This window comes from Actinophytocola sp. (assembly GCF_036002505.1).
Lineage (GTDB): Bacteria > Actinomycetota > Actinomycetes > Mycobacteriales > Pseudonocardiaceae > DASYTH01.
This window is the reverse complement of sequence record NZ_DASYTH010000021.1, coordinates 32720-57229: the sequence shown is the minus strand read 5'-3', so window position 1 is coordinate 57229 and position 24510 is coordinate 32720. Positions and strand designations below refer to the sequence as shown.

21 protein-coding genes are annotated in these 24510 nt (G+C 69.0%); 14 read left to right on the top strand and 7 right to left on the bottom strand.

Annotation, left to right across the window (positions count from 1 at the left end):
- The 3 genes from VGR06_RS01120 to VGR06_RS01110 form a co-directional block, all read left to right on the top strand.
- Positions 1-184: hypothetical protein (locus VGR06_RS01120; protein WP_327557014.1), on the top strand; the 184-nt coding region annotated here is incomplete at its 5' end.
- Positions 185-332: 148 nt separating this feature from the next.
- The gene (locus VGR06_RS01115) at positions 333-866 is read left to right on the top strand and encodes an EF-hand domain-containing protein (protein ID WP_327557013.1); all 534 of its coding nucleotides are present in this window, start codon (positions 333-335) and stop codon (positions 864-866) included.
- A 99-nt stretch (positions 867-965) separates the two neighbouring features.
- Complete coding sequence (locus tag VGR06_RS01110) at positions 966-2216, top strand: DUF885 domain-containing protein (protein ID WP_327557012.1); 1251 nt, start codon at positions 966-968, stop codon at positions 2214-2216.
- On the opposite strand, the gene VGR06_RS01105 is transcribed toward VGR06_RS01110, so the two are convergent.
- A complete protein-coding gene (locus VGR06_RS01105) occupies positions 2180-3862 on the bottom strand; it encodes an ABC transporter substrate-binding protein (RefSeq protein WP_327557011.1) in 1683 nt (560 codons plus the stop codon). The genes VGR06_RS01110 and VGR06_RS01105 overlap by 37 nt on opposite strands.
- 28 nt (positions 3863-3890) lie before the next feature.
- The gene (locus VGR06_RS01100; RefSeq protein WP_327557010.1) at positions 3891-5216 is read right to left on the bottom strand and encodes an aminotransferase class V-fold PLP-dependent enzyme; all 1326 of its coding nucleotides are present in this window, start codon (positions 5214-5216) and stop codon (positions 3891-3893) included.
- Positions 5217-5361: 145 nt separating this feature from the next.
- Between VGR06_RS01100 and VGR06_RS01095 the strand changes: the two genes are divergently transcribed.
- Positions 5362-6186, top strand: a complete 825-nt coding sequence (locus VGR06_RS01095) for a metalloregulator ArsR/SmtB family transcription factor (protein WP_327557009.1) — start codon at positions 5362-5364, stop codon at positions 6184-6186.
- 316 nt (positions 6187-6502) lie between these two features.
- Positions 6503-8119 (top strand): MFS transporter, encoded by a 1617-nt coding sequence (locus tag VGR06_RS01090; RefSeq protein WP_327557008.1) that lies wholly within the window; start codon positions 6503-6505, stop codon positions 8117-8119.
- Between the two features lie 8 nt (positions 8120-8127).
- On the opposite strand, the gene VGR06_RS01085 is transcribed toward VGR06_RS01090, so the two are convergent.
- Positions 8128-9150, bottom strand: a complete 1023-nt coding sequence (locus VGR06_RS01085) for a methyltransferase (protein ID WP_327557007.1) — start codon at positions 9148-9150, stop codon at positions 8128-8130.
- Positions 9151-9367: 217 nt separating this feature from the next.
- Between VGR06_RS01085 and VGR06_RS01080 the strand changes: the two genes are divergently transcribed.
- The gene (locus tag VGR06_RS01080) at positions 9368-10993 is read left to right on the top strand and encodes an ABC transporter substrate-binding protein (protein WP_327557006.1); all 1626 of its coding nucleotides are present in this window, start codon (positions 9368-9370) and stop codon (positions 10991-10993) included.
- A 3-nt stretch (positions 10994-10996) separates the two neighbouring features.
- Positions 10997-11449, top strand: coding sequence for an SRPBCC domain-containing protein (locus tag VGR06_RS01075; RefSeq protein ID WP_327557005.1), 453 nt, complete (start codon positions 10997-10999; stop codon positions 11447-11449).
- 25 nt (positions 11450-11474) lie between these two features.
- Here VGR06_RS01075 and VGR06_RS01070 read toward each other — a convergent pair whose 3' ends face one another.
- Both VGR06_RS01070 and VGR06_RS01065 read right to left on the bottom strand, forming a co-directional pair.
- Positions 11475-13004 (bottom strand): DUF6239 family natural product biosynthesis protein, encoded by a 1530-nt coding sequence (locus VGR06_RS01070; protein WP_327557004.1) that lies wholly within the window; start codon positions 13002-13004, stop codon positions 11475-11477.
- 41 nt (positions 13005-13045) lie between these two features.
- Complete coding sequence (locus VGR06_RS01065; protein WP_327557003.1) at positions 13046-14794, bottom strand: hypothetical protein; 1749 nt, start codon at positions 14792-14794, stop codon at positions 13046-13048.
- Between the two features lie 197 nt (positions 14795-14991).
- On the opposite strand from VGR06_RS01065, the gene VGR06_RS01060 reads away from it, so the two are divergent.
- From VGR06_RS01060 to VGR06_RS01040, 5 genes are all read left to right on the top strand, one after another.
- Positions 14992-15708: a crotonobetainyl-CoA--carnitine CoA-transferase gene (locus VGR06_RS01060; RefSeq protein ID WP_327557002.1), complete on the top strand. Its 717-nt coding sequence runs from the start codon at positions 14992-14994 to the stop codon at positions 15706-15708.
- Positions 15708-16574 carry a class I SAM-dependent methyltransferase gene (locus VGR06_RS01055; protein ID WP_327557001.1) on the top strand — a complete coding sequence of 289 codons (867 nt, stop codon included), beginning with the start codon at positions 15708-15710 and terminating at the stop codon, positions 16572-16574. The genes VGR06_RS01060 and VGR06_RS01055 overlap by 1 nt, the downstream gene beginning before the upstream one ends.
- A gap of 178 nt (positions 16575-16752) precedes the next feature.
- The gene (locus VGR06_RS01050) at positions 16753-17955 is read left to right on the top strand and encodes a DUF6004 family protein (protein ID WP_327557000.1); all 1203 of its coding nucleotides are present in this window, start codon (positions 16753-16755) and stop codon (positions 17953-17955) included.
- Between the two features lie 78 nt (positions 17956-18033).
- Complete coding sequence (locus VGR06_RS01045; RefSeq protein WP_327556999.1) at positions 18034-18885, top strand: methyltransferase domain-containing protein; 852 nt, start codon at positions 18034-18036, stop codon at positions 18883-18885.
- A gap of 3 nt (positions 18886-18888) precedes the next feature.
- Positions 18889-19527, top strand: coding sequence for a hypothetical protein (locus VGR06_RS01040; protein WP_327556998.1), 639 nt, complete (start codon positions 18889-18891; stop codon positions 19525-19527).
- A 644-nt stretch (positions 19528-20171) separates the two neighbouring features.
- Here VGR06_RS01040 and VGR06_RS01035 read toward each other — a convergent pair.
- Both VGR06_RS01035 and VGR06_RS01030 read right to left on the bottom strand, forming a co-directional pair.
- Positions 20172-20576 carry a Scr1 family TA system antitoxin-like transcriptional regulator gene (locus VGR06_RS01035; RefSeq protein WP_327556997.1) on the bottom strand — a complete coding sequence of 135 codons (405 nt, stop codon included), beginning with the start codon at positions 20574-20576 and terminating at the stop codon, positions 20172-20174.
- A 152-nt stretch (positions 20577-20728) separates the two neighbouring features.
- Positions 20729-21598 carry a hypothetical protein gene (locus tag VGR06_RS01030; RefSeq protein WP_327556996.1) on the bottom strand — a complete coding sequence of 290 codons (870 nt, stop codon included), beginning with the start codon at positions 21596-21598 and terminating at the stop codon, positions 20729-20731.
- 22 nt (positions 21599-21620) lie between these two features.
- Here VGR06_RS01030 and VGR06_RS01025 point away from each other — a divergent pair, with 22 nt between their 5' ends.
- Entirely contained in the window at positions 21621-23828 is a 2208-nt protein-coding gene (locus tag VGR06_RS01025; RefSeq protein WP_327556995.1) for a sensor histidine kinase, read from the top strand.
- The gene (locus VGR06_RS01020) at positions 23825-24466 is read left to right on the top strand and encodes a DNA-binding response regulator (RefSeq protein WP_327556994.1); all 642 of its coding nucleotides are present in this window, start codon (positions 23825-23827) and stop codon (positions 24464-24466) included. Before VGR06_RS01025 ends, VGR06_RS01020 begins: the two co-directional genes overlap by 4 nt.
- Positions 24467-24510: the final 44 nt, after the last annotated feature.

Sequence of the window (24510 nt, the reverse complement as noted above, 5' to 3'; positions counted from 1 at the left end):
CTCCGAAAAGATCCTGTTCGGCGAGCTGCAACCCGGTCACATCATCATCTGCGACGTCGAAGGCTGGGACGGCGAAGAAGGCGCCTGGGACAAAGCCCGCTTCGTCTTCCGCGGCGAGCGGCGTCGACCAGGCTTCATGGCCCGACCGCTCACCACGAACTATTCGGGTCACACGACGGAGTGAATTTATCGATCCCGATCAGGTCCAACCCCTTTACTCGCGCGCGATTTAGCAATACATTTCTATAGTAAGTTGGTCGGGCGGGCCCGGAGCGGAGGCCCGGTTCCCGCGCGGCTGCTCGGTATCTGTTTTAGGCCTCAGGAGGGATCGAATGCCGACGCAACTCCAGCGGCGCAAGTTTGAGAAGCTTTTCGAACGGCTTGACGCCGACCACGACGGCAAGGTTGATCAGTCCGATATCGACGCTCTGGTACAGGGGTGGTGCGCGACCGTCAACGCAGCCCCGGGTTCTGGCAAGTGGCGGCAGATCACCGCGAGCGCGAACACGATGTGGCAGGAAGTTCAGCAGCGCTTCAGTGTGAAGGCTGGCACGGCGGTCACCAGGGATCAGTGGGTGGCGGCGCACGACGACCCCACCTTCGTCGACGACGTCGCGATTCCCATGGCAATGGCGGCTTTCGAGCTCGGTGATGCCGAGGGTGAGGGCAAGGTCTCCTTCGCTCGGTGGATGGCAGGCCAAACCGTCTCGGGGCTGAACCAGGCGGAGGCCGCTGAACTGTTCAGGCAGCTCGACCGGAACGGTGACGGGTACGTCACCAAGGAGGAGTACGCCCAGGCGATCTCCGAGTTCTACAAGAGCGATGACCAGGGCGCCGTCGGCAACCTGATGGCCGGTCAGTTGTAGCCATAACCCGGGAACTGCCGGGGACGATCGATACACCATCAAATATCGTCATGCGGTGCACCGGGTGGCCCGGCGGCCACCGCCTGGATGGCGGGTCCGATGGACGACGAGGTGGTTTGCGAATACCTACGGCTCGCGTTGCGCATGGGCAAACTTGTCGAGGGATTCGTCGACTGCTGGTTCGGTGACCCGACGCTCGCCAGGGAGGTGGACGCCGAGCCCCCGCCGCTGCCGCTCGACATCGCCGCGCGGGCGGCCGGGCTCAGGTCCGCCCTGGGCGACACCGGTATCGCCCGGCCGCGCCAGCGGTTTCTCGCCGCACAGCTCACCGGCCTGGAGTGCTCGGCCAGGCGGCTGGCCGGCATTCGGGTGCCGTTCCAGGACGAGGTCCACGCGTATTTCGACGTGGACATCGGTTTGGGCGATCCGGACCGTTACGCGCAGGTGCACGCCGCGATCTCCGAGCTGCTCCCGGGATCGGGGAGCCGACGTGCGCGGGTGGAGGCGTTCTACGAACGCAACCTCATTCCGCCCGACCGGTTCCAGCGGGCGATCCAGGTGGTGTCCGACGAACTGCGGGTGAAGGTTCGGCCGGTACTGGGGCTTCCGGATCGGGAACGTGTCGAATACGAGATTGTGCGGGACGAGCCCTGGAACGCGTTCAACCGCTACCTCGGTGACTTCCGGTCGGCGGTGGCGTTGAACGTCCGCGCCGGACGCACGATCGCCGCCGTACCGTTGATCGTCACGCACGAGTCCTATCCCGGGCACCACACCGAGCGCTGCCGCAAGGAAGCCGGGCTGGTGAACGGGCGAGGCCACACCGAGCACGCCATCGCGCTGGTCAACACGCCGCAGTGCCTGGTGGCGGAGGGAACGGCCGAACACGGAGCCACCGCGCTGCTGGGTGACGGGTGGGGTGGCTGGACCGCCGAACTGCTCGCCGAGCACGACGTGTACTCCGACGGCGAGCTTGTGGAGCGCATGGTGAACCTCGTGCGTCAGTTGATGCCGGCCCGGCAGGACGCGGCCATCCTGCTCCACGACCGCGGGGCTGACGCCGATGAGGTGGTGCGCTACCTCGAGCGATGGCTCCTGCTGCCGGCAGATCGCGCCGAGCACATGGTGCGGTTCCTGCTCGACCCGGTATGGCGGGCCTACTCGGTCACCTATGTCGAGGGGGCCAGGCTGGTCGGCGAATGGCTGGCGGCCCGCCCACCGGAGCAGCCGATCATCGACAGATACCGGGTGCTGCTGGACGAGCCGCTGCTGCCCTCGATGCTCGAGGAGGAGCTACGCCGGCCCGGATCGGCTCAGCCCAGCCGCAGCGACGACAGGTCGAAGGCGTAGTCCAACGTCGGCATGACCGCGGCACCGTGCACCCGCCGGCCCCGTAGCGGGGGGAGTGCCGGTGTCTGGAACAGAATCGGCACGATCGCGGCGTCGGCCAGTATCCGGTCCTCGGCTTGCCGCCACGCGGCGTCCGCCCGCGCCGGCTCCTCGACCGAGGCGAGCGCCTGGGAAATCAGCTCGTCGACCACCGGATCGCGATAGCTGCCGTAGTTTCCGCTGCTACCGGAGGAGAACATGGGCTGGAGGAAGACCCTGCCGTTGCCGTGGAACCAGTCCGGCGACCATGCCGCGGTACAGATATCCCAGTCCTGCGCCCGCACCCGGCGCGGGTCCCGAAGCAGCTCGCCGTAGTCGTCGGGGTCGAGCGCGACCAGGCGCACCGTGAGGCCCGTCTTTCCCAGGTCGGCGGCATACGACCGGGCGATGCCGGTGTGCAGGTCCGTTTCGGGATACACCGCGGTGAGCGTGAGGCCGTCCGGATATCCCGCCTGAACCAGGAGGGCCCTGCCTTTCTCCGGGTCACCACGGCCACCCGGCGTCGCGTACGGATCGATGTCCTGGTGCGCGCTGTTGCCGGGGGGAATGATCGAACCCGCGATTCGGGTCACGGCCCCCAGCCCGGCGAAGATCTCGGCGATGGCCGCTTTGTCGATCGTGTAGGAGATCGCCTGGCGAACCTGGGGCTGGTGCACCGCGGCACCGGCCCGCGATCCGTGGAGGTTGAAGACCAGATAGGGATTCAGCGCATAGCCGAGACCGTGGTCGGGTGGCCCGGGCGGGCCGCCCTGGCGCTCGGCGAGGACGAGCCCCCAGGGTAGGTCCGCGGAACCGTCGGCGATCGTGTGGACCGTGCGGTCCACGCTCACCTCGCCCCTGATGATTTCGATCGTGTCCGGAACCTGCTGCCGGCTGGGATCGGTTTCCTGCCGCCACACGGGGTTCCGGGCCAGGCGCAGTTCCTTTCCGGGCACCCAGTGAACCGGTCGGTACGGGCCGTTCGACCGGACCTGGTGCGGGAACTCCGCGCTGCCCGGGACGATCGAGTCGTACTCGACCGGGGCCGGTGAAGCGCAGAGCAGGGCGAGGATGTTCACGAAGTCGAGAGCCGGCCGGGTCAGCTCGAACACCACGGTCTTGTCGTCGATGACGAGCAGGCCCGCAATGTCGTGGGAGTTCTGGAAAGCGGCGTGGTCGGCGGCGGTGCGCGGGTTCGTCGCCGCATAGTCCGCGCGGAACTGCTCCATTCCCCGGATCGTGCTGGTGAAGTAGGGCAGGGCCGCGGATCGGAGGATGGGGGCGCAGAGCCGCTTGATGCCACGTGCGACGTCGTCCGCGGTGACCTCTCGCGGTGGTGTCGTATCCCAGAACACACCCGGCCGCAGGTGCACGATGTAACACCGGTGGCTTGCCCCGAGCCCGGCGTTGTAGGTGGACGGAATGCCGGCGGCGAGATCGGGTATCGGATCAATCGCCTGCCAGTTGCTGAGGTTCGTCTCGGGCGGATAGGTGAAGAGCTGGCGGGCGAACAGCGTGATCACCGGTCCGGCCGAGCCCCGGTACGAGGCGGCCGGGTCCAGGTGGTCCACGTCGCCGGGCCCGTAGAGCCGCAGCCGCCCACCGGTGCGCGCTTCGCTCGTGTTCATTCGCGGGATCCTTGTCGCGGGTACCTGGTCACGACATGTCGGCGGCCAGGCGGACCATGACCTTGACCGCGTGATCGATCTCGTCGAACGTGTTGAAGATGTGCGTGCAGACGCGCGCGGCGAAATGTTGGTGTGGCGACCCGGGGACGTCGAACTCGGTCCACCGGGTCCAGATGCGGTGCTCGCTCTCCAGCCGGTCGACGAAGGCCATGTACTTCTTGATGTTCCAGGCATCCGCCGCGTCCCGGAACGGGTTGAACGCGATCAAGGGCGAGCGCAGTGCGGGATCGCTGCCCGGCGAGAACAGCGCACTCTCGCCGAACGCCTCGACCAGGCGCTGCCGCGCGTACTCGGCCAGATTCATGATGCGGCGCTCGATGCGATCGCGGCCGATGAGGTCCCACAACTCGCAGGCCTTGGCCAGGGCGGCACCCCGGGCGATGCTGGCACTGCCCGCGCTCTGCACGTAGTCGCCGATGTTGTAGCTCGCCACGCCGGTGCGGGTGCGCGGCGGCGTGCTGCCGATCATGGGGTACCACGTCGAGATGACCGGCCAGAACGTGGGCAGTGGCAAGGAGTTGTACTCGGGGAAGATCTTGTTGCGAAGGTAGATCAACCCGGTGCCGAGCGGTCCGCACTGGAACTTCGAACCCGAGCCGGAGAGGAAGTCGACGCCGGTGGCGCGCAGGTTGCAGTTGAGCATCCCGGGCAGCAGTGCGCCGTCGACGATGGTGATCAGGCCGTGCCGCTGCGCCAGCTCGCAGAGCCGGCGCAGGGGCAGCCTCGTGCCGGTGAACAACGTGATCGCCGCGAAGGCGAGCACCTTGGTGCGCGGGGTGATGGCCCGCTCGAAGAGCTCGAGGATGTCGCCGGCCCGCACGTGGTAGCCGGTCGGCAACGTGATCGTCCTGATGGTGAGGCCGTGCCGGTTGCGCACGAGGTTGAAGTTGGACAGTACGGAGTAGCACTCGTGGGTGGTCGTGACGACCTCGTCGCCGTCATGGAGGTCGAGGCCGTGGATGATGCGCGCGACGCCTTCCGTCGCGTTGTGGCAGATGACCATCTCGTCTTCGTCGACGCCGAAGGACCGGCCGATCGCCGCGCGGTGCTCGGTGTACATACCGGGGGGATACACGTCCCGCATCGAGCCGTTCCACTCACGGGTCACCCGGTCGTTGGTGTCCAGCACCGCGTGGGGCATGGCGCCGATCGTGCCGGTGTTCAGATGGATGGAGCCGGGCTCCAGGGCGAACAGCTTCCGGATGGTTCCCCAGGATGCCTCGCGCAGCCGCTCGGGTGGCGGCACTCCGGGAGCCTGGCCGATCCTGTCGCTGGACGTCGCGCTCTGCGTCACGGGCACTCCTTGGTGAGTGGGCGCTCGGCTCGGGCCAGATTACCATAGATTATTTAATCTAGTTTTCACCCTTTGGGTAGTGGCCGTCCCATCGTCGCCGGCGTTCTCATGCAGCCGCGGAGTTGCCTGATGATAGGCTGTCCGGATGAGGGAGGCGGACGCGGTCTTCAAGGCACTTGCCGACCCCAGCCGACGCCAGCTGCTCGACGCCCTGAACGCGCGCAACGGCCAGAGCCTGTGGGAGCTGTGCGCGGACCTGGACATGACCAGGCAGGCGGTCACCAAACACCTGGACGTCCTCGCCGAGGCCGGGCTCGTGGCCACGGTGCGGCGGGGCCGCGAGAAGTTGCACTACCTCAACGTCGCCCCCATCAACGCCATCGCCGAACGTTGGATCGGCCGGTACAACCGCCAGCGGGTCAGCGCGCTCGCCAACCTGAAGCAGGCGCTGGAGGACAAGTCGATGAGCACGTTCGATTTCGTCTACGTGACCTACGTCCGGACCACGCCGGAACAATTGTGGCGGGCCCTGACCGAATCCGAGTTCACCCGGCAGTACTGGGGCGTCGGGGTTCGGTCGGAGTGGACGGTCGGGTCGCCGGTCCTGGTGCAGTGGGCTGCCGGCGAGGAGTTCCACGACCATGGCGACATGAAGGTGTTGGAGTCCGAGCCGTACCGGCGGCTGTCCTACCGCTGGGGGAACTACCGCTGGCAGAATGCCGAGCTGTTCGGCTGGACCGAGGAGACCTTCGCCGAGTTGCGGAAAGAGAAGATCTCGAAGATCACTTTCGAGATCGAGCCGGTGGGCTCGGTGGTGAAGCTCACCGTGACCCACGACGACTTCGACGGTCGCACCCAGATGTCGGAGAGCGTCCGCCAAGGGTGGCCGCCCATTCTCGCCAACCTCAAGACCCTCCTGGAGACCGGCGAAACCTTCCCCCTGCCGCGCGCCACCGCACCCGCCGGGTGATGTTCGGTGTGTTGCCCCCAGCCCATGTTGGCGTGTGGCGTCGCCGTGTTGGCTTGTGGCGTCGTCGTGTTGGCCGGGTGTGCGTCGGGGTTTGCCGTCAGCGGTGTCCGGCGGCGTCGTCACCGGCCAACACACCCACGCCAGAGGCCAACACGGCGACGTGGCGCGCCAACACGGCGACGTGAGACGCCAACATGGTTACGACGTGCGGCTGCCGGATTGGGCGCGCCTTGACGGGTAACTTGCTGGTTGCGTAACCTTGGGTGAGTAAGCCTCGAAACGCCGCTGCGGCCACTCCTTTCAAAGGAGCATCGAGATGGCTACGGAACCGGACCAGAGCGCGGCACCGGAACAGCCTGCGGGCCGCTCTCCGTCCACTGGGGACGCACGGATCGGGCGTTCGTGGTTCATCCTGGTCGCGCTGGCGCTCGGGGTGGCGATGGACGCGTTCGACGCGACCGTCGTCTCCGTCGCCAACCCGTCGATCGCCGCGGACCTGCAGACCAGCCTTCCGGAGCTGCAGTGGGTGGCCAACGGCTACCTGCTCGCGACCGCGGTCTTCCTGATCACGGCGGGCAAGCTGGGCGACCGGTTCGGCCACAAGCGGATCTTTCTCATGGGGTTGGCCGGGTTCTCGGTCAGCTCTGTCCTGGTCGGCCTGTCCACCAACATCGAGCTGCTCATCCTGTGGCGGGTGCTGCAAGGCGCCTGCGGTTCGGTGCTGATGCCGACCGGCCTGGCGCTGGTGAGCTTCGTCTTCCCGCCGGACAAGGTCAAAATGGCGATCGGGACGTTCACCGGATCGTTCGCGCTGTTCGCCGCCGCCGGTCCGGTGCTCGGCGGAGTCGTCGTCGAGTACGCGGGCTGGCAGTGGGCCTTCTTTCTCAACGTCTTCATCGGCGCCGCCTCGTTCGTGCTGGTGTCGGTGCTGGTCCCGCGCCTGAAAGCCGAAGGCGCCGCGCGGCCGTTCGATGTCCCGGGGATCGCGCTGCTGACCGTGTTCCTGCTTGGACTGGTCTGGGGCGTCATCGAGGTGCCGGCTTACGGGTGGGGTGGCGCGTACCCGCTCATCGGATTCGGCGCGGCGGTGGTCTCCGGGGCGCTGTTCGTCCTGCGCGAACGATCCACGAGCGGGCCGCTGATACCACCGAGACTGTTCGCCATTCCGACGGTCGCGGCCGGAACCGTCATCCTGTTCATCGCCGGCGGGCTGATGTACGCCACCTATTTCTATGTGGCGTTGTACATGCAGGAAATACGCAGCGCGACTCCGCTGGAGGCGGGCCTGGGCCTCATCCTGGTTCCGGTCTCGTTCGCGGTGGGCGCACCGCTGGGTGGCGCGTTGAACCAGAGGTTCGGGCCCCGGTTCGCGGTCGCCGTGGGTCTGCTGTTCCTGGGTGTGTCCATGTTCGGGCTGTCCCGGCTCGTGATCGGTGCGTCCTACGCCGCCGTGTGGCCGTTCGTGCTGGCACTGGGACTCGGCAGTGGGCTCGTGGCCCCCACCGCGACGCAGGCCGTGATCGCCTACGCGCCCAGGGAGCTCACCGGCATCACGTCCGGGATCACACAGACGGCCCAGTTCGTCGGGGCGGTCTTCGGTATCGCGACCCTCGGATCGCTGATCTCCGCGCGAGTCAACAGCGCGTTGCCGGGGCTGCTCGGGTCGGCCGGGGTCACCGGGCCGACCGCCGATCGGGTGGCCGAAGCCAGGACGGTCATCGCGCAGGGCGTGGTACCGGTGCCGCCGGGGACCCCCGACTCCGCCGTCCCGGCCATCACCAGCGCGGCACATGCCGCGTTCATGACGGGTTTCCGGTTCGCCACCCTGGTGGGGGCCATCGTCGTGGTGGCCGCGATCCTGCTGGTACCGCTGGTGAGGGCGGTTCCCTCCGCCGCGCATGACGCCCCCGGGGGCCGCCCGGTGGCCGGATAGCGGTGGGCTCAGCCGTTGCCTTCGATTCCGTCGGTCATGACGCCTTCGGCCACCGACATGACCGAGTCGGTGGGTACGACCTGGACCAGCCGCAGCCCGGACGCCTCGAACAGCGTGGCGAGCTCCGCCTCGGTCCGTTCCCGGCCGGTGAGGGCGGAGAGCATCATGAGATCCATCGCCTTGCTCTGATGCGGATCGTTTCCCGGCGGGATGATCGCGTCGATGACCACCACCCGGCCGCCTGGCGTCATGGCCCGGCGGCAGTTCCGCAGAATCCGCACGCACTGCTCGTCGTCCCAGTTGTGGATGATGCGTTTGAGCAGGTAGATGTCGGCGCCCGGAACCTCCTGGAAGAAGTCACCATGGACCGTCTTCCAGCGGCCGGCCAGCGTGTCGGCGTCGAGCCGGTGCGCGTCGAGCGCCCGCTCCTCGTTGTCGAAGAGCACGCCGTGCAGTCCCGGGTTCCGCTGCAGCACGACGCTCAACAGGCCCCCGTGGCGGCCACCGATGTCGGCCACGGTGCCGGACGCGGGAAACCTGATGCGCTCGGCCACGAGCGGGTTCTCGGCGTCGGAGACCTGTTCCATGCCGTCATAGAAGAGGGCTTCCGTGTCCGCGTTCCGGGCGAAGTACTCGGCGAGCGGCTCGCCGAACAGCCGCTCGAACGACGGATCCGGCTGCCGGGCGCTCACCGGCAGCTGGTGGGTCAGGGTCCAGAACATGGTGTCGGTGAACATGAGGATTCCGGCCCGGGCCGGAAACGGGGAGTCGGCCCGGAGCGCACTGCCCTTCGCGGTCAGGTGGAAGCGTCCCGCACCGTCCTCGTGGAACACTCCGCGCGTGGCCAGCAGCCGCAGCGTCCGGTGCAACGCGTCCGTCCGGGAGCCGGTCGCCTCGGCCAGCTCCGCGGCCGTGCGTGGCCGGTCCAGGTGGTCGGCCACACCGAGCGCCGCCACGGCACGCAGAGCAGCCGAACAGGTGTAGCCCATCGCCTCGGCGAAGAGGAAGTGCGCGGATTGCCGGTCGTCCATCTCGCCCTCCCGTGGCGGTGGTCCACCGGGACGGTGAATCACTATGCATTATAATAGCAAGAGGTGGAAGCTCCGGCCCGAGCGGCACGGGAGGTCGAGAACCATGGCGGTGGCTGAACCACGATACGGTGGCACCCTCCGGTACTACGGGCCAGGAGGCCTGGATCATGTCGATCCGGCCTGTGCCTACTACGCTTTCTCGCACCAGATACTTCGATTGTTCACGCGGCAGCTGTTCAGCTATCCGACCGCGCTCGACGAGTCCGCGCTCACACCCGTCCCGGACGTCGCCGCGGAGATTCCCACCATCGACAACGGGGGCCTGAGCCGAGATGGACGCCGCTACACCATTCGGCTCCGTTCCGGAGTGCGCTGGGACACCACACCCGCGCGCGAGGTGACCGCAATGGATTTCGTTCGCGGGTTCAAGCGTATGTGCAACCCGGTTGCCGGCGCCGGCGCGGTCACCTACTACACCAGCACCATCAAAGGGATGGCTGAGTTCTCCGCGGGTTACCGCGATGCGTTCGCCGGGGTCACTCCGGCGGCGCGCGATCTGGCGGAATTCCAGAATTCACACACCATCTCCGGTCTGCGGGCGGACGGTGACAAAACACTGGTCATCGAGCTGATCAGGCCGGCGAACGACATGCTGAACATTCTGTCCATGATCTTCGCCTCGGCGGCACCCGCCGAGTATGACGTGTTCGTCCCGGACAGCCCGGAACTGATCCGCGACATCCGGTCCAACGGGCCGTACCGGCTGACCGGCTACCAACCCGGCGTGTTCCTGGCGATGGAGCGCAATCCCGCCTGGCGGCAGAGCACCGATCCGATCCGGCACCAGTACGTCGACGGCATGGCGGTGCGGATGGCACGGGTGAGTGACGACCAGGTGCGCCAGGCCATCGAGAGTGGGCAGGCGGACCTGTCCTGGGGGGCTCCGGTGATCCGCCGGGACCGGAAGGTACTGGATGCCGACCGCCACCTCGGCTACGCGCTGAACCCGTATCTCGTGTTCAACATGAGCAGTCCCAACGAGCGCGGTGCGCTGCGCAGCGTCGCGGTCCGGCGGGCGATCGCCTACGCGATCGACAAGGCCGCGATGGTCCGGTTCCTCGACGAGATGAACGTGGGTACGGTGACCGAGACCGCCCACACCGTTATTCCGCGAGGGAACTTCGGTCACCGGGAGTACGACCGGTACCCGACGCCGGGCGATCGCGGTGACCGGGACCGGAGCCGGGCCCTGCTGGCCGAGGCGGGCTACGCCGGCGGGCTGACCCTGCGCGCGCTCTACCGTGCGGACGCGCCGCACGACTCGATCGCGAAGTCCTACGCGGAGGACCTGGCCGCGGTCGGGATCGACGTCGAGCTCGTGTTCGCCGGCTCCGCGGACGAGTATTACCGCGTCCTGCAGAACCCGGCCAACGCGATCGCCGGGGAATGGGATGTCACCGCGCCGGCGTGGACCCCCGACTGGTTCGGCAACAACGGGCGTGCCTATGTCCAGCCGATGTTTCAGTCAAACTTCGCCGTGGGCACGAGCAACTACGGAAACTACCGCAACCCCATGGTGGACGAGCTCATTCTCCAGGCGCTTTCCGAGCAGGACATGGCGCGTGCGGAGCTCCTCTGGCACGCCGTCGACAAGCAGGTGCTGGAGGATGTCGCGATCGTACCCATTCTGGCGTGTGAGCCGACAATTCCGCACATGACCAGCGGGCGGGTCCGCAACGCCCTTCCGCTGCCGCAGGTCGACCGCTGGCTCGATGCCGCGAACCTCTGGCTCGAGCCGCCGGATAGGGTACGGAACACGACGACCTCCACTGCAGGGAGATAGTTCATGACATCGGTGATCTGCCCACCTGATCTGTCCGGCCGGCCGTTCCGGGCGACCGTTGAGGAAACAATTTCCGCGCCCCCCGACGAGGTGTACCGCGGATGGACGGAGAAATTCGACCGGTGGTTCGCGGAGCCCGGCGCCATCCTGATGGAGCCCGCGGTCAACTCGGTGTACTTCTTCCAGTCCTACCATGATGGGCGGGACCACCCGCATTACGGGCGTTTCCTGCGGGTCGATCCGCCGCACCTGCTCGAGTTCACCTGGATGAACCAGGCGGGCACCGGGGGAGTCGAGACGGTGGTCACCATCGAGCTCTCGGGTACGGATGACCGGACGAACCTCCGGTTGACCCACGCCGGTTTCCTGGACGAGAAGACCGCCACCGAGCACGAACAGGCTTGGCGAGAGCTGATCGAGCAGCGCCTCGTACCGCTGGTGACGTCGAGCCGCTGAACCGCCGGGGCCGCGCCACCGGGTGTCACGGCCGCTGTCCGGGCAGCGGTCCGCTCACCGGCGCGATGGCGCCCGCCGGTAGCCACCGCTGCCCACCGTGGTCGTGCCGTGGTGCCGCGGTGAGCCACGGGTTCACCGTCGAACTGGCGAACAGCCGGTACGGTGCGGACGCGGTGGTCTTCCCGGCGGCGAGCCAGGCGGCGTAACCCGACGCGGTCGGCCCGGCCGGCGGGAACCGGGCCGCCAGGGTGGCGGCGTAGCGAGCCGGCTCGGCATCGGTCGCCGGTGAGTAACGCAACGGAAGCAGCTGTGCCGCCGGTATCTCGAGCAGCTGCCCGGCCAGCAGCCAGGGCGCGAGATAACTACCGCCGTACGCCGGCAGCGCACCGGTGGCGACGCGGCGCAGGGCGCCGGCGGCCGCCGCCCAACCGGACACGATGAGCACCGGACCCGCCGGATGCTCCGGAGTGAGCAGGGTCAGCCCACCGGTCGCAGCCGCCTGGCGAACGACCTCCGCCGCGCTCGCCGATCGCCGGGACGAGTCGGTCACCAGCGTCACCCGGGACACTCCCCGAGCGGCGACAAAGCCGACGAGGCCGCGCAGGGCGACGGATTCCTCGGCGGTGAGGCGATCGGACGGGCAGGCGAGCAATGGTTGCCTGGAGCCGGCGATGAGCCCACCGAGCGCGGCGCTTGCGCATTCCGGCCCGTCGGGTCCGCTCAGGTCCAGGCTCGCCGGGCGGTGCCCGGTGTTCACCGCGAGGGTGGCGAGGCTGCCCTTCCGGCGGATCCAGAGCTGGCCGCGTCCCGGCGGCAGCCATACCGGTGCCCACGCGCCCGCCGCGCCGGGCCGGGTCGTCGCCGTCGCCAGCGTGTCCGGGCCGGTTCCCACGGCGTCGTCGTCGCCTTCCACCTGGACGAGGTTCCAGCCGGGTCGGTGCGGGACCACGAGAATCCGGGTGCTGCCGTCGCCGAGAGCGACCGAGCCCAGTAGCGGAACCCCGGGCACCGGGCCGGCGCTCACCAGCTCCGCGAGCAGGGCGAGCGTCGAGATCGCCAGCACGGCGGCGGTACCCCGGATCGCCAGCACCGCGACCAGGCGGGTCGGGTGGCACAGCACGAACCAGGCCGATGCCGCGCAGGCGATTAGCAGGGCGCCGTGCGCCAGCGGGAGGCTGGCGGCTTCGGTGTCACCGAACCAGAGCACAGCGGCGGCCGCCCCGCTCAGCGTCGCGCCGGCAAGGGCCAGCCCGGGCGCGGCCCGGCGGAGCGCACCCGCGAGTCGGCCGGACGGCTGGACCAACTGCCACAGCACCACACCGAACGCGGCGGAGCCGGCCAGCGGAACCCATCCGGGCGGCGCGGCGCCGGCCGCGCCGGCGAGCAGCCAGTCGCCGGCGCCGGCGGTCGCGGCCAGCACCACCGCCAGCACCTCGCCCCGCCGGCCGGGTGCCGCGATGAACGGGCGCAGCAGGACGAAGGCCGCGACGCCGAGCACGGATCCCAGGACGACGTACCAGGCGACCGCGCTCAGGTCGAGGCTCGCCGCCGGCACATGGCCATGCCCGGCCGGTCCCGCGGCGACGACGCCTGTGGTCAGCGCAGGTCCGCTTCGGCGACGGCGAACACCACGCCGTGCGGTCGCGCCGCTCCGGTGTCGCCGTGCGGCCAACCGGCCCGGTCGAAGTCGAGGCACGGCCGCCTGGTCACCTCGTCGCGGAAGGAGGTGTCCAGGGACAGCCGACCGGCCGGGCCCACGTTCACCAGGCAGATCCGGTGATCACCGTCGAAGCCGGCGACCGCGACGAAGTAGTTGGAGACGGCCAGGCGCCGGATTCGGTCGGTCTCGTGGAAGTAGCCGCTCGAGCCGGCCGCGAAGTTGTCCATGGCACCCCAGTGCGCGCCACCGGAGGTCGGGTCGACGATCGGCACCGCGCCGCGGACGACCGGACAGTCGGGCTCGGCGCCGCCGGCGGTGATCTCGGCGCTGCTGTCGATCTCGCACGAGGTATGTGTGCCGGCGGCCAGCAACCGGCTGATGTCGAGCGCGTAGACCATTCCGGAGTCCTGGTGCGCCGGTGAGCTGACGCCGCCGTACATCACGGTGTGAAACAGAAACCGGTCGTCCGGGCTTACCTGGAGCCAGCCTCCCCCGTCGCTGTCACTGGTCGGCGGGTTGACCGGATACAGGAACGTGAACGCGGTGGCATCGTCGAGGATCTCGCGCCACACCGGCTGTGCGGCGGTGAAATCGGGGGTGTAGTACACCGCGCCGTTCGCGGTGGAGGCGAACGCACCCCGGTGCCGCGCCTGGTGGGTCACCGCGGTCTCCATCACGAGCAGGTTCTCCTGGCTGGCCACCGGCCCGTTGCGCGGCCCCACGGCCAGCCGCATCACCGTGCGCAGCCGTGGCCGGGCGCGATCGCTGATGTCGTAGGACCGGATCGTGTTCCTGGCCAGGAATGGATCCGGCAGCCCGTGCCCGCCCACCAGATTGCGCACCTCGACGAAATCGCTGGTGAGCATCGCATTCAGGTCCTCCCGCACGGCGATGCCATGCGGGTTGGCGCACGTCGGTACCGGCAGCGCGGGAATGCTGTGGCAGAGAGCGGGATCCTCGCCGGTCGCCGAGGCGGCGGCCACCTCGGCCAGGATGCGGCCATCTGTCCCGATGTGGACGACCTCCCCGGGCGTACCGGCGAACCCGTTGCCGGATCGGGTCTCACCGTTGCTGTAGGTGCACGGCCCCGAGACGTTCGGGCCGCCGAGCATGGTGCCGTACGCGGTGCCGTCACGCAGCACCGAGAAGGCGTCGGGCGCCGAGCCGCAGGGTGTGTCGGTCGGCAGGGCGACGCCGCTCAGCGTGACCTCGGGCAGCTGGCCGATGTCGAAGACGAAGATGGTGTCACCGAGCAGTCCGCCCGCGTACAGCTTCTGGCCTCGTTGCCAGGTGTACTGCATGTGGTGCGGTTCGTTGCCGGTCAGCGGGCTCAGCGTCGCGGTGTTGACCACCTTGCCGTAGGTCGGGAGACCCCGGCTGACGTCGATGATCGCCAGGAAGTCCGGCTCCTGGGTGCCGTCGGCCCTCGGCTCGCTGTCTCCCGTCCAGGCCAGCAGGTACTCATGCGGGCGCCGGGGGTGGTGGCCGGCTTCGAGATCACCGACCTTGAGGTGGTTGGTGACGCTGTACACCTTTCCGTCCGAACCGGTCACGCTGGATGTCGACAGTTGGATCTGCGCTGTCGCGGGCTGGTTCGCCGCGGTCAGCAGGGCGGCGGTGGTGGCCGCGGTCGTGATGAGGCTTACGGACCTGGTGAACCGCTGGCGCGGCGAAACGAATCGCAACGTGGCCCCCTCGGGTGACCCGACTGGCGGTGCCAATGACAGTACTGAAAGTTATAGTGAGCTCGGACGTAGTAAGCAATCGACCACATGGGTCAAAGCCCAGGAGCGCACTGGCTACACGTTGTCACGTCGCGGGATGGCCAGGACAGGGACATTGTGACTACTGTAATAGACTGTCATCGTAGAGGGTGATCTCGATGAATGGTGACCTGACCAGGCTCGCGCAGGCCTACGTCGACCGTCGGTTTCCGCAGCGGGCCGTGGAATCGATCGCCTCGGTCATCGCATCCGGGCTTCGCTGGGACGAGGAGTACTGCCGCCGGGTGGCGGCGTGTTTCGACCAGGCCCCGCTGTTCGGCTGCGACGCCCGGCTCACCCGGCTCTATGACCGGTTCAAGCAGGAGAATCTCCAGCAGTACCAAGTAGTTCTGGACGCTGGCATCGCGGTCGAACCGTGGCTTTCGCCGGGACAGCCCTATCCGGGGTCCGCCGAGCTACGCGGATCCGTCCGGTCGACCGGGGTGCTGCACGTGTACCTGACCAGCGCCGGGCACGGGCCGGGACCGGCCCGCCGACGTCATCCGATGCTGGCGCCGTCGGGCATCGTGGCCAGTGGCGTGGAGTTCAGCCACAATGACATCTTCCGTGCCGTGCACGACATCTTCGGCCACGTCATGTCGGGGGGCAGCTTCGCGCCGCGGGGTGAGTTCAAGGCTTCCTTCGTCCACATGAGGATGTATCCGGACGAGGTCCATCCCGTGCTGTTCACCGAGCAGATCGCGCAGATCTGCTGGTTCTTCTTCGGTCCGAAGTGTCCTGCCGGCCAATATCCGGAGCAGAAGGTGTTCGAGTTTCCGCGGCACTACCTGGACGAGTTCCGAAACCTGTTCACGGTTCGACGGGGCGCGGCCTGATGGCCCCGGGGTTCGACGCGGTCCGGTACAAGCAGGTGCAGGCCGCCACCTGGAACGCGATCAGCGCCGGCTGGTCGCTGTGCCAGGAGGAGTTCGAGCGGGGAGGGGGACCGGTCACCGCGCGGCTGCTCGAGCTGGGCGGCGTACGACCGGGCCACGCGGTGCTGGATGTCGCAACCGGGATCGGGGAGCCGGCGCTGACCGCCGCGGGGGTCGTCGGCCCCACCGGTCGGGTGGTCGGGATCGACCTCGCCCCCGACATGATCGCGGTCGCCCGGACCCGGGCCGGAGGCCTGGCCAACGTCGAGTTCCTGGTCGGCGACCTCGAGTCGATCGGGCTTCCGCCGGCCTCGTTCGACGTCGTGATCAGCCGGTGGGGGTTGATGTTCGCGGCCGACCACGTCGCCGCGTTCCGGTCGCTGGCCCGAGTGCTCGTGCCCGGTGGCGTGCTGACCGCCGCGGTATGGGGTCCGCCCGAGGAGGCGCCGATGCTGTCTCTCGGTTTCCAGGTGCTCAGCTCCCGGCTGGACCTGCCGGCCGCACCGCCTGGCGCGCCGGGTCCGTTCAGCATGGCCGACGCCGGTGCGGTCGGCGCGGAGGTGGCCGCGGGCGGCTTCGTGGACGTCGAGGTGACACCGTTCTCGGTGCCGTTCGTGCTCGACTCGCCGGAACGGTACGCCGAGTTCAACAAGGTGGTCAGCCCACCCGAGCTCAAGATGATGATCCGCGAACGGTACGGCGACGAGAACGACCCGGCGACCTGGGCGGCCGTCGCCGAGGCGGTTCTGCCGCACCGCACCGCGAACGGTCGGATAGACCTGACCAGCAAGGCCCTCCTGCTGCGCGCCGTGGCCGCCGCCGTTTGAGCGTACGCCGGGGTGCGACAACCGGGTGAATTCCTTCGCGGCCCCGGCCTGCCCCGTTGACTAGTCGATTAAAAAACATATAGCGTTACGGTTGGGCATGCCACCCGCGCAGCCCGATTCCGCCGTGCGATGGACGGGGTTCACCTGCACGGATGTGCAGACGCTGGAGGTGTCTGGATTGAGTTCTTTGAAGGAAACGTACGAGTCGTTGAACCTGGAGCCGAAGCCGATCCGCCCGCACATTCTCGCGGCCGCCACGGTTGCCTTCGGCGAGGACTACTACGCCGGGCGAAAGGAAACGATCAACCTGTCCGGATTCGTCCAGCTGAACAAGTGGCCGATGCCGGGATTCGAGCACCGGGTGGACGAGAAGGGCTACGCCGAGTTCGAGACCGAGCTGATCAGCGCGCCCGAGGTCGGGATCAAGGGCTTCAGCTACGAGCTGGACGACCGCATTCAGGTGCTGTCCAACCCGTTCCTGCCCAACACCGGCCACGTGCGGCAGATCGTGCCCGGCAAGAACTTCCCCGCCGAGTTCTACATCCGCCGCTTCGGCATCCTGGAGTCCAGCACGCTGCGGCTGGCGCACCGCAACGTGATCGACATTTACGGGGTCGTGGACCACGTGCCGCCGTTCAAGGAGCCGCTGACCGGGCCGTACCTGGGCAAGCCGCGGGGCGACGGACCGTTCGACGTGGTGCCGGCCCCGAACGTGGCCAAGGGCACCACGTTGCCCGAGGCCTGGTACCCGGCCAACGAGGACAACGAGCCGGTCGGCATCACCCCGAGCATGTTCTTCATGCCCAGCGCGGGTCCCTGCATGTCCATGCTCGTCGACCCGTCGATGATCATGCAGGTCTCGCTCGAGGGCCAGGCCGAACTGGAGGTCGGCGGCAAGGCCGTGCGGGTGGAGCTGGCCGGCGACTACAAACGGGCGGCCGGCACCGAGATCCTGCTGTTCGGCCCCGAAAAGCACGACGAGGGTGTCGGCGTGCTCGCCCAGATCTCCCGCATCGCGGTCACCGGCCACTGCGCCGAGCTCGGCGGCCGGGTGATGCTCCGGGTCAGCTGGCCACGTCCATCCGGCGGCACGCTCGGCGAGGGCAGCGAGGACAGCCTGAGCCGGGTTCGCTACCCGAGTGAGCTGCATGTCGACACCGAGTTCGAGCTGGTCACCCCGGAGGCGACGCTGTACGCCACGAACCCGGTGCACGTGTTCGGCAAGCTGACCACGATGGAGGCCACGGGCACCGAGCTGCACATGAACGGCACCGACACCGCGCTGGTCACCACCGGCGACGAGGTCCGGGCAAGGCTGACCGGCATCGACCTGATGATGCGCGACGCCTTCGTCGGCGAACACGCCGCGGTCAACGTGTAGCCGACCGCCACGAATGACTCATTCAGTGCACACAACCGCACTGAATGAGTCATTCAGCCCACCTCGCTGGGAGCTCACATGGACCAGGCGCTGCTGCTCATGCACCAGATGATGCTCGCCGACCGGTCACGAATGCGGGCTTATGGTGGCGCGCTCGAGCGGACCGTCGGGCCGGGGTCCATTGTGGTCGATGTCGGCGCCGGCACGCTGGCCCTGTCCATGCTGGCGCTCGAGCGCGGCGCCGGGCACGTGTACGCGATCGAGGCCGATCCGGAGATGGCGGCCGTCGCGGAGCGGATCATCGCGGACAACGATGTCAAGGACAGGGTCACGCTCATTCAGGGCGATGCGCGCGTGGTTCGCCTGCCGCGCAAGGCGGACGTCGTCGTCGCGGAGATGATGGGAAACCTCGGCCCGGAAGAGGACATGATGGCCGTGCTGGGCGCGGTGGCGCGGCGCAATCTCCGTCCCGGCGGCGTGGTCGTGCCCCGCGGGTTGACGACCACGCTCGCCGCGATCCAGTTCGACGGCGAGGGCTGGGGTATCTGGGGTCGCGACTTCCACGGCTACCGCCTGGACGCCGTCCAGGAATACGCCGAACCGCGTGCCCAGCTGCATTTCTTCCAGCGGGAGCCCGTGCTGCTGAGCGAACCCGTGCCGCTCGCCGGCACGGTGCGGCTCGACGTCGCCCGCCCCGGTGAGGTGCACGCGATCATGGGGTACTTCACGGCCGAGCTCGCCGAGGGCATCACGCTGTCGAACTTCCCGTCCTATCCGGGCTGCAACTGGGCGGTCTGGATCTGGCCGGTGCGGCACACCGCGCTGGCCCCGGGCGATGAGATCCGGGTGACCGTCCACCGCCCCCGCGAGTCGCGTGCCGCGCGCGTCGCCACCGACTGGCGGCTGGACTGCGGAATCGTTCGGAGGTAGATCATGCCGTTCTCCGTGGGCACGGTTCGCGACATTCCGGTGCGGGCGTTGAAACTGTGCGGGCTGACCTGGTCGGGGGAGTCGCTGTGGTTCTCCGAGGGGGTGCTGAACCAGATCATCGCGGTCGACCCGGTCACCGGCGAGGTCGCCGGGCGGATCTCCTGTCCCGGCGTGCGCACCGACCTGACCACCATGGGCGGCAGCCTGGTGCAGGTCGCGGGGGACGCCCGGGCCCTTCGGGTGATCGACCCCGGCACCGGCGAGACCCTCACCGAGCTGCCGAACCCCCGGCCGGGCAACATCCTCTGCGGCCTCGAGGCCACCCGGCACGGCGTCTGGTTCGGCTACGAAGATCTCCGGCTCGTCGACCTGCGCACGGCCGACAACCTGACGCTGCTCGACACCTTCCCGGTCCGCCATCGCCCGGCCGGTGTCACCGCCTCCGACAACTACCTCGTCTACGCCGACTACCAGGGCGGCACCATCAACCTCGTCGACATCACCGCCCGCCGCGAAGTCGCCTGCTACCACGTCGCCGGCAACCCCACCGGCCTCACCTGGGACGGCAGCCGTATCTGGTACTGCGACCACACCACCCTTCAACTCCGCGCCGTCGTGGTCCCCGGCATCAGCGCCGGCTAGCGCTCCGTGACGGAAACTCCTCCGGACCCGATGTCGGCCCCTCGGTTCGTAACACGCTTGGCGGCGGCACGCACAACCTCGCCACGGGCGGCGGCAGCACGGGCAGCCCATACAGGCGCCGGTGCCGACTGCATCGCTTCGTCTCCGAGCCGGTGCTGGGTGTGCCGTCGATGCGTTGGTTCACGCCCACGTTCCGCGTCCGGCACGGCTGCGGGCACTGGCCGTACTCGCACGAACCAGTGCAGAGTGACCGTCTCGAGCGGCGACACGTCCACTTCGGACCGCGTGTGCTGTCCGGTCCGGCAATCCGCGCACAGCGCCAACGGCCTGTCGTGTCGATCTGGTAGCTGTGCACCAGGAAGCCGGCTCGGTCGGCTTCGGTGATCATCTCGTGCAGCTCGTGTTCCCACGGGTCAGCCGTGTGACGAACGGCGCAGTTGATCTATTTCTCTCAGCCAGCGGCGTGCTTGTTTGGCAGGGTAGAGCAACCAGGTGGGCGACGCGGTCGGCGCGGTTGACCGACAGGTCGATCGGCTCCCTTGTGGCCGACCCCCAGAACGATCGAGGTATCCACGCCCACGCCCGGCGCGTAGCTCACGACGCACCGCCTGTCCGGTGCCGATCTCGCCTGTACCCCATGTCGTTCATCGGGCGATCTCTTCCTGTCCATTCAGGACTGCGATGTGGGAGGCGTTGGGGATGGTGTCGGGCACGGCGTAGCGGGTGGCCCAGGTCTGCAGGGTGTCGTGGGATTGGTCGGGTTGCCAGGCGTGCTGGTCGAGCCAGCCCAGGTGAGCGCGGTAGAGGGCGAGGGTGTCAGGTCGGTCGAGGAACACGCTGCCGGTCAGGTAGCGCACATGGCCGCATGCAGGCTGGTCGGTGTAGTCCATCAGCCGAAAGGCCATGCCCGGCCCCACACCGTCGACCGGGACGATCCGGATCCGGCACAGGTTGATCACCTCTTCGAACTCGGCGCCGGTGACCTGGCAGGCTCCCAGCCAGACCGCAACATGAATTGGACCGAGTGTGGCGAATGCGTCCTTTGTCACGCCCAGGGTGACCAAGGACGCTTTCGTCGCATCACCTTCGCACCTCTCGGCCGGCGGCTCGTGGTCAGGTAGCCAGAATCCCGACCGCCGCTCGAGATCGTCCGCCCAGCTCAAACCTGATGTGCATGCAGTTGATCATTCGTAACTTCGGCCTAGGGCGTTTCGACGGGGGCGCGGAAGCCCGGGTCGGGTTCGAGGTAGGTGTCGACGAGACCCAGGAACGCGATCGCGGCCGGGCTCCAGTCAGCCGGCTGCCCGTCGAGTCCCGGTCCGGGCAGCGGGTTCTCGACGACGTCCTGGATTGTCCATTGTGGAGCTTCTGCCGGTGACCCGGTGGCTTCGCGGGTGATCCGGGCGCGCAGGGCGAAGCCTTCGACGAGGGCGGCACCGGCGGCGGCGAGGTGCGGGAAGGTGTATTCGGCGTGGCGGGGCCGCAGGCCGAGGGTGGCGCAGAGCTGGCGGTAGAACTCGCTCATCCGGCCGATCAGGTCGGTCTCGGTGCGTTCCAGCGCGGTCTGGATGCGCTGCCGCGCGCGGTCGCCGCGGATCGAGTCGAGCGTGACGACGAGCGCGGTGAAGATCTGGCGTTCCCGGGATGTGGTGACGGCCTGGAGGTTGCGCAGCACGCCCAGGCGGACGGTCTCGCACAGCACGGCGCGCCGGCCGGCCGCGGTGCTGAGCCGGTGCCGGTTGGCGGTGACGACCTCGGTGACGGTTTCGATGGTCTGCTCGTCGAAGACCGTGCCGCCCAGCCAGTCCGGGCCGGCGAGGTGGCAGAGCAGGTCGTCGAGGAACTCCTCCTTGTACGGCCAGATCCGGTACACCGAACTGCGCGGGACCCGGGCGTGCTGGATGACCTGTTCCAGGCTCAGGTCCTCCACCCGCACGGTCACCCCGGTCTTGGACACGATCTCCCGGGCCGCGGCGAGCATCCGCTCCCGGACGTCGGCTGCCGCCAACCGTCTCCGGCGCCGTGGATGGGTTTCGTCGGCCGGCACGCTCACCGACTTTACAGCGCGCATGGGACATAGCATCTTATGTCCCGTGGGCAGCGCGGAGCGGGAGTTGCTGCGGACCGGGATCCGGTACTCCCTGGGCGTGCGCATGGTCGTCGTGCTGGTGTCCACGCTCGCGCCGCTGATCCTGGAGTCGGCGCCGGTGCCGGCCGCCATGGTGGTCGCGGCGGCCGGGGTGAACGCCTGGAGTGCTTGGTACGCCTACCGGTTCGCCCGGCGCGGGCGGTGGCTGGTGCCGGCCGACGTCGCCGTGCTGGGCGCGGTGTGCCTGTCCCAGGTGTGGACGGTGCCGGCCCGCGAGCCGCCCGCCGGCGTCACCTGGATCATCGGGGTCGCCGGGATCACGGTCATCGCCTACGCCTGGCAGCTGAGCCTGGCCGGGCACGCGGCAGCGACGGTGATCGTGATGGCGGCGTACCTGACCGGCGCGGCGATCGCCGACCCGCACGGCTGGCTGGAGGTCGCGCCGGTGCAGTTGTGGCTGGTGATCGAGGCCGCGCTGTCCCGGGCGCTGTACCTGCTGGTGCGGCACGGGGCGCGGAGTGCCGACGCGGCGGTCGCCCGGGGGGAGCGGGCCCGGCGGGACGCGGCGGTGGCCGAGGCGCGCCGGGACGACGAGCGGGAGTACCTGGCGGCGCTGCACGACACCGCGTCGGCGACGCTGCTCATGGTCGCCTCCGGTGTCCCGTGTGGACATTGGCTCGCCGAGCAGGCGGCCCGGGACCTGGAGGTGGTCAACGGGCGTTACCGGACGGCGAGCGGAGACGTCGATCTGGTCGCGCACCTCCGGGAGGTGGCCCGGAGCATCCCGCTGACCGTGCGGTGGGACGCGCCGGACCCGGTGATCGTGCCCGCGGTCGAGGCGGCCACGCTGGCGCACGGGGTGCGCGAGGCGCTGACCAACGTGGTGCGCCACGCCGGCGTCGGCGAGGCGGTGATCTCGCTGTGCCGCAACGAGGACACCGTCACCGTGGAGGTCGCCGACCAGGGCGCCGGGTTCGATCCGCTGCACGTCAAGGGGCACCGTTACGGCGTGACCCGGTCGATCGTCGAGCGGATGGCCCGGGCCGGCGGGCGGGCGGAGGTGATCAGCCGCCCGGGCCACGGAACCCGGGTGCGTCTCGTGCGCACGCTGATCGCGCCGGACGCCGGCGGCGCGGACGTCGAGACCATCAGCACGAACGTCTTCCAGGCGCTGCGCTGGTCGGTCCTGGCCATGAACCTGATCATCCTTTATGGACTTGACCTTCCGAGGTTGTTGAGTAGCAAGGAGAACTACCGGCCGCTGTGGGCGCAGCTGGTGACCCTGGGGACGCTGACCGGGGTCAGCCTGGTCGTCGCCGGGTACCTGTGGCGGCGGCGCCCGCTCGGCGTGGTTCGCTGGCCGCTGGTCGCGGCGGTGTTCGCGGCGTCGATCCTCGGCACCGTGTCCGTGCCCGGCGGGCTGCGCCTCGGTTTCGCACACTGGTCGGAGGGGGACGCGGCCTGGACGATCGTGCTGGTGCTCCTCGACTCCCGGTTCGCCGTCCTGGTCGGGCTGCTGGCCGCGCAGTACTTGATGATCTTCGCCCTCAGCGGTGCGGCCGCGATCGCGCTGGCGGACGTGGTGAACGCAACCGTGATCGTGCTGGGCTACCAGGTGTCGGTCGGAATCGTCGCCGCGGCGCTGCGTCCGGTGGCGGTGACCGCCGCGGCGAGTGCGCACCAGCAGGAAATGCTGCGCACCGCCCGGGCCGTGGCCGACCTGGTGCACCGGGATCGCGCCGCCCGCTGTGCCGAGCTGGCCGGGACCACCGCGCCACTGCTGGCCGGGTTGGCCGGCGGCACCGCGGATCCCGGTGAGCCCGCGGTCCGCCGGGCGTGCGCGGTGGAGGCGGCCCGGTTGCGCCGGCTGTTCGCCACCGACCCCGACGATCCGCTCTCGCACGAGCTGCGGGCGTGCGTGGAACTGGCCGAGCGCAACGGGATCGCGGTGCAGTTCGCCGAGCGCGGGGTCAAGCCCGACGTTCCGGACGCAGTGCGGCGGGCGCTGACCGGGCCCGCCCTCGCCGCGCTCGCGACCGCGGCCAGCACGGCCCGGCTGACCGTGATCGGCAGCCCCGAGGCGGTCACGGTGAGCGTCGTCGCCGACGCTCCCGTCGAGTTCGTGGCGCCGTTCTCGTCCCCGGAGGTGGACATGTCGACAAGGGTCGACGGCGACCGTGTCTGGATCAAGGCGACCTGGCGGCCGGCATGATCACGGCGGTGGTGGTGGACGACCATCCCGTTGTGGTGGCCGGGGTGCGGGCGTGGTGCGCGCTCGCCGACCCGCCGATCACCGTCCTCGACTCCGGCCCGACGGTCGCGACCGCCTGGGTCGGCCCCGGCGCCGGGGCCGACGTGGTCGTGCTCGACCTGCAGCTGGATCTCTCCGGCCCGGCCTACGGCGACCTCAAGCGGCTGGTCGACGCCGGCCGCCGGGTCGTGGTGAGCACCATGCGCGACGATCAGGAGACCGCGCTGACCTGCCTGGACATCGGCGCGTTCAGCTACCTGACCAAGGCCGAGAGCGAGTCTCACCTGGTCGCGGCCATTCACGCGGCGGCCGCGAACCGCCCGTACACGCCGCCCGCGCTGGCCGGTGCGCTCGGCGCCGACACCAACCCGCACCGGCCCCGGCTCTCCGAACAGGAGATCAACGTTCTGCGCGAATGGTTCCACTGCGAATCCAAGAAAGGCGTAGCCGACGCGCTCAACATCAAGGTCTCCACGGTGAACACCTACCTCACCCGGGTCCGCGCCAAGTACGCCGGCGTCGGCCGCGACGCCCCCACCAAGGCCGCCCTCGTGGCCCGCGCCCTGCAGGACGGCCTGGTGCGCATTGACGAACTGTGATTGAGGTACGAACGGATTTCACCGTCCAGGCCGTGATCTTCCTA

Coding starts and splice junctions, on each gene's coding strand:
- VGR06_RS01115 (WP_327557013.1), top strand. CDS start 333: ATGCCGACGCAACTCCAGCGGCGCAAGTTTGAGAAGCTTTTCGAACGG.
- VGR06_RS01110 (WP_327557012.1), top strand. CDS start 966: ATGGACGACGAGGTGGTTTGCGAATACCTACGGCTCGCGTTGCGCATG.
- VGR06_RS01105 (WP_327557011.1), bottom strand. CDS start 3,862: ATGAACACGAGCGAAGCGCGCACCGGTGGGCGGCTGCGGCTCTACGGG.
- VGR06_RS01095 (WP_327557009.1), top strand. CDS start 5,362: ATGAGGGAGGCGGACGCGGTCTTCAAGGCACTTGCCGACCCCAGCCGA.
- VGR06_RS01090 (WP_327557008.1), top strand. CDS start 6,503: ATGGCTACGGAACCGGACCAGAGCGCGGCACCGGAACAGCCTGCGGGC.
- VGR06_RS01085 (WP_327557007.1), bottom strand. CDS start 9,150: ATGGACGACCGGCAATCCGCGCACTTCCTCTTCGCCGAGGCGATGGGC.
- VGR06_RS01075 (WP_327557005.1), top strand. CDS start 10,997: ATGACATCGGTGATCTGCCCACCTGATCTGTCCGGCCGGCCGTTCCGG.
- VGR06_RS01060 (WP_327557002.1), top strand. CDS start 14,992: ATGAATGGTGACCTGACCAGGCTCGCGCAGGCCTACGTCGACCGTCGG.
- VGR06_RS01055 (WP_327557001.1), top strand. CDS start 15,708: ATGGCCCCGGGGTTCGACGCGGTCCGGTACAAGCAGGTGCAGGCCGCC.
- VGR06_RS01045 (WP_327556999.1), top strand. CDS start 18,034: ATGGACCAGGCGCTGCTGCTCATGCACCAGATGATGCTCGCCGACCGG.
- VGR06_RS01040 (WP_327556998.1), top strand. CDS start 18,889: ATGCCGTTCTCCGTGGGCACGGTTCGCGACATTCCGGTGCGGGCGTTG.
- VGR06_RS01030 (WP_327556996.1), bottom strand. CDS start 21,598: ATGCGCGCTGTAAAGTCGGTGAGCGTGCCGGCCGACGAAACCCATCCA.
- VGR06_RS01020 (WP_327556994.1), top strand. CDS start 23,825: ATGATCACGGCGGTGGTGGTGGACGACCATCCCGTTGTGGTGGCCGGG.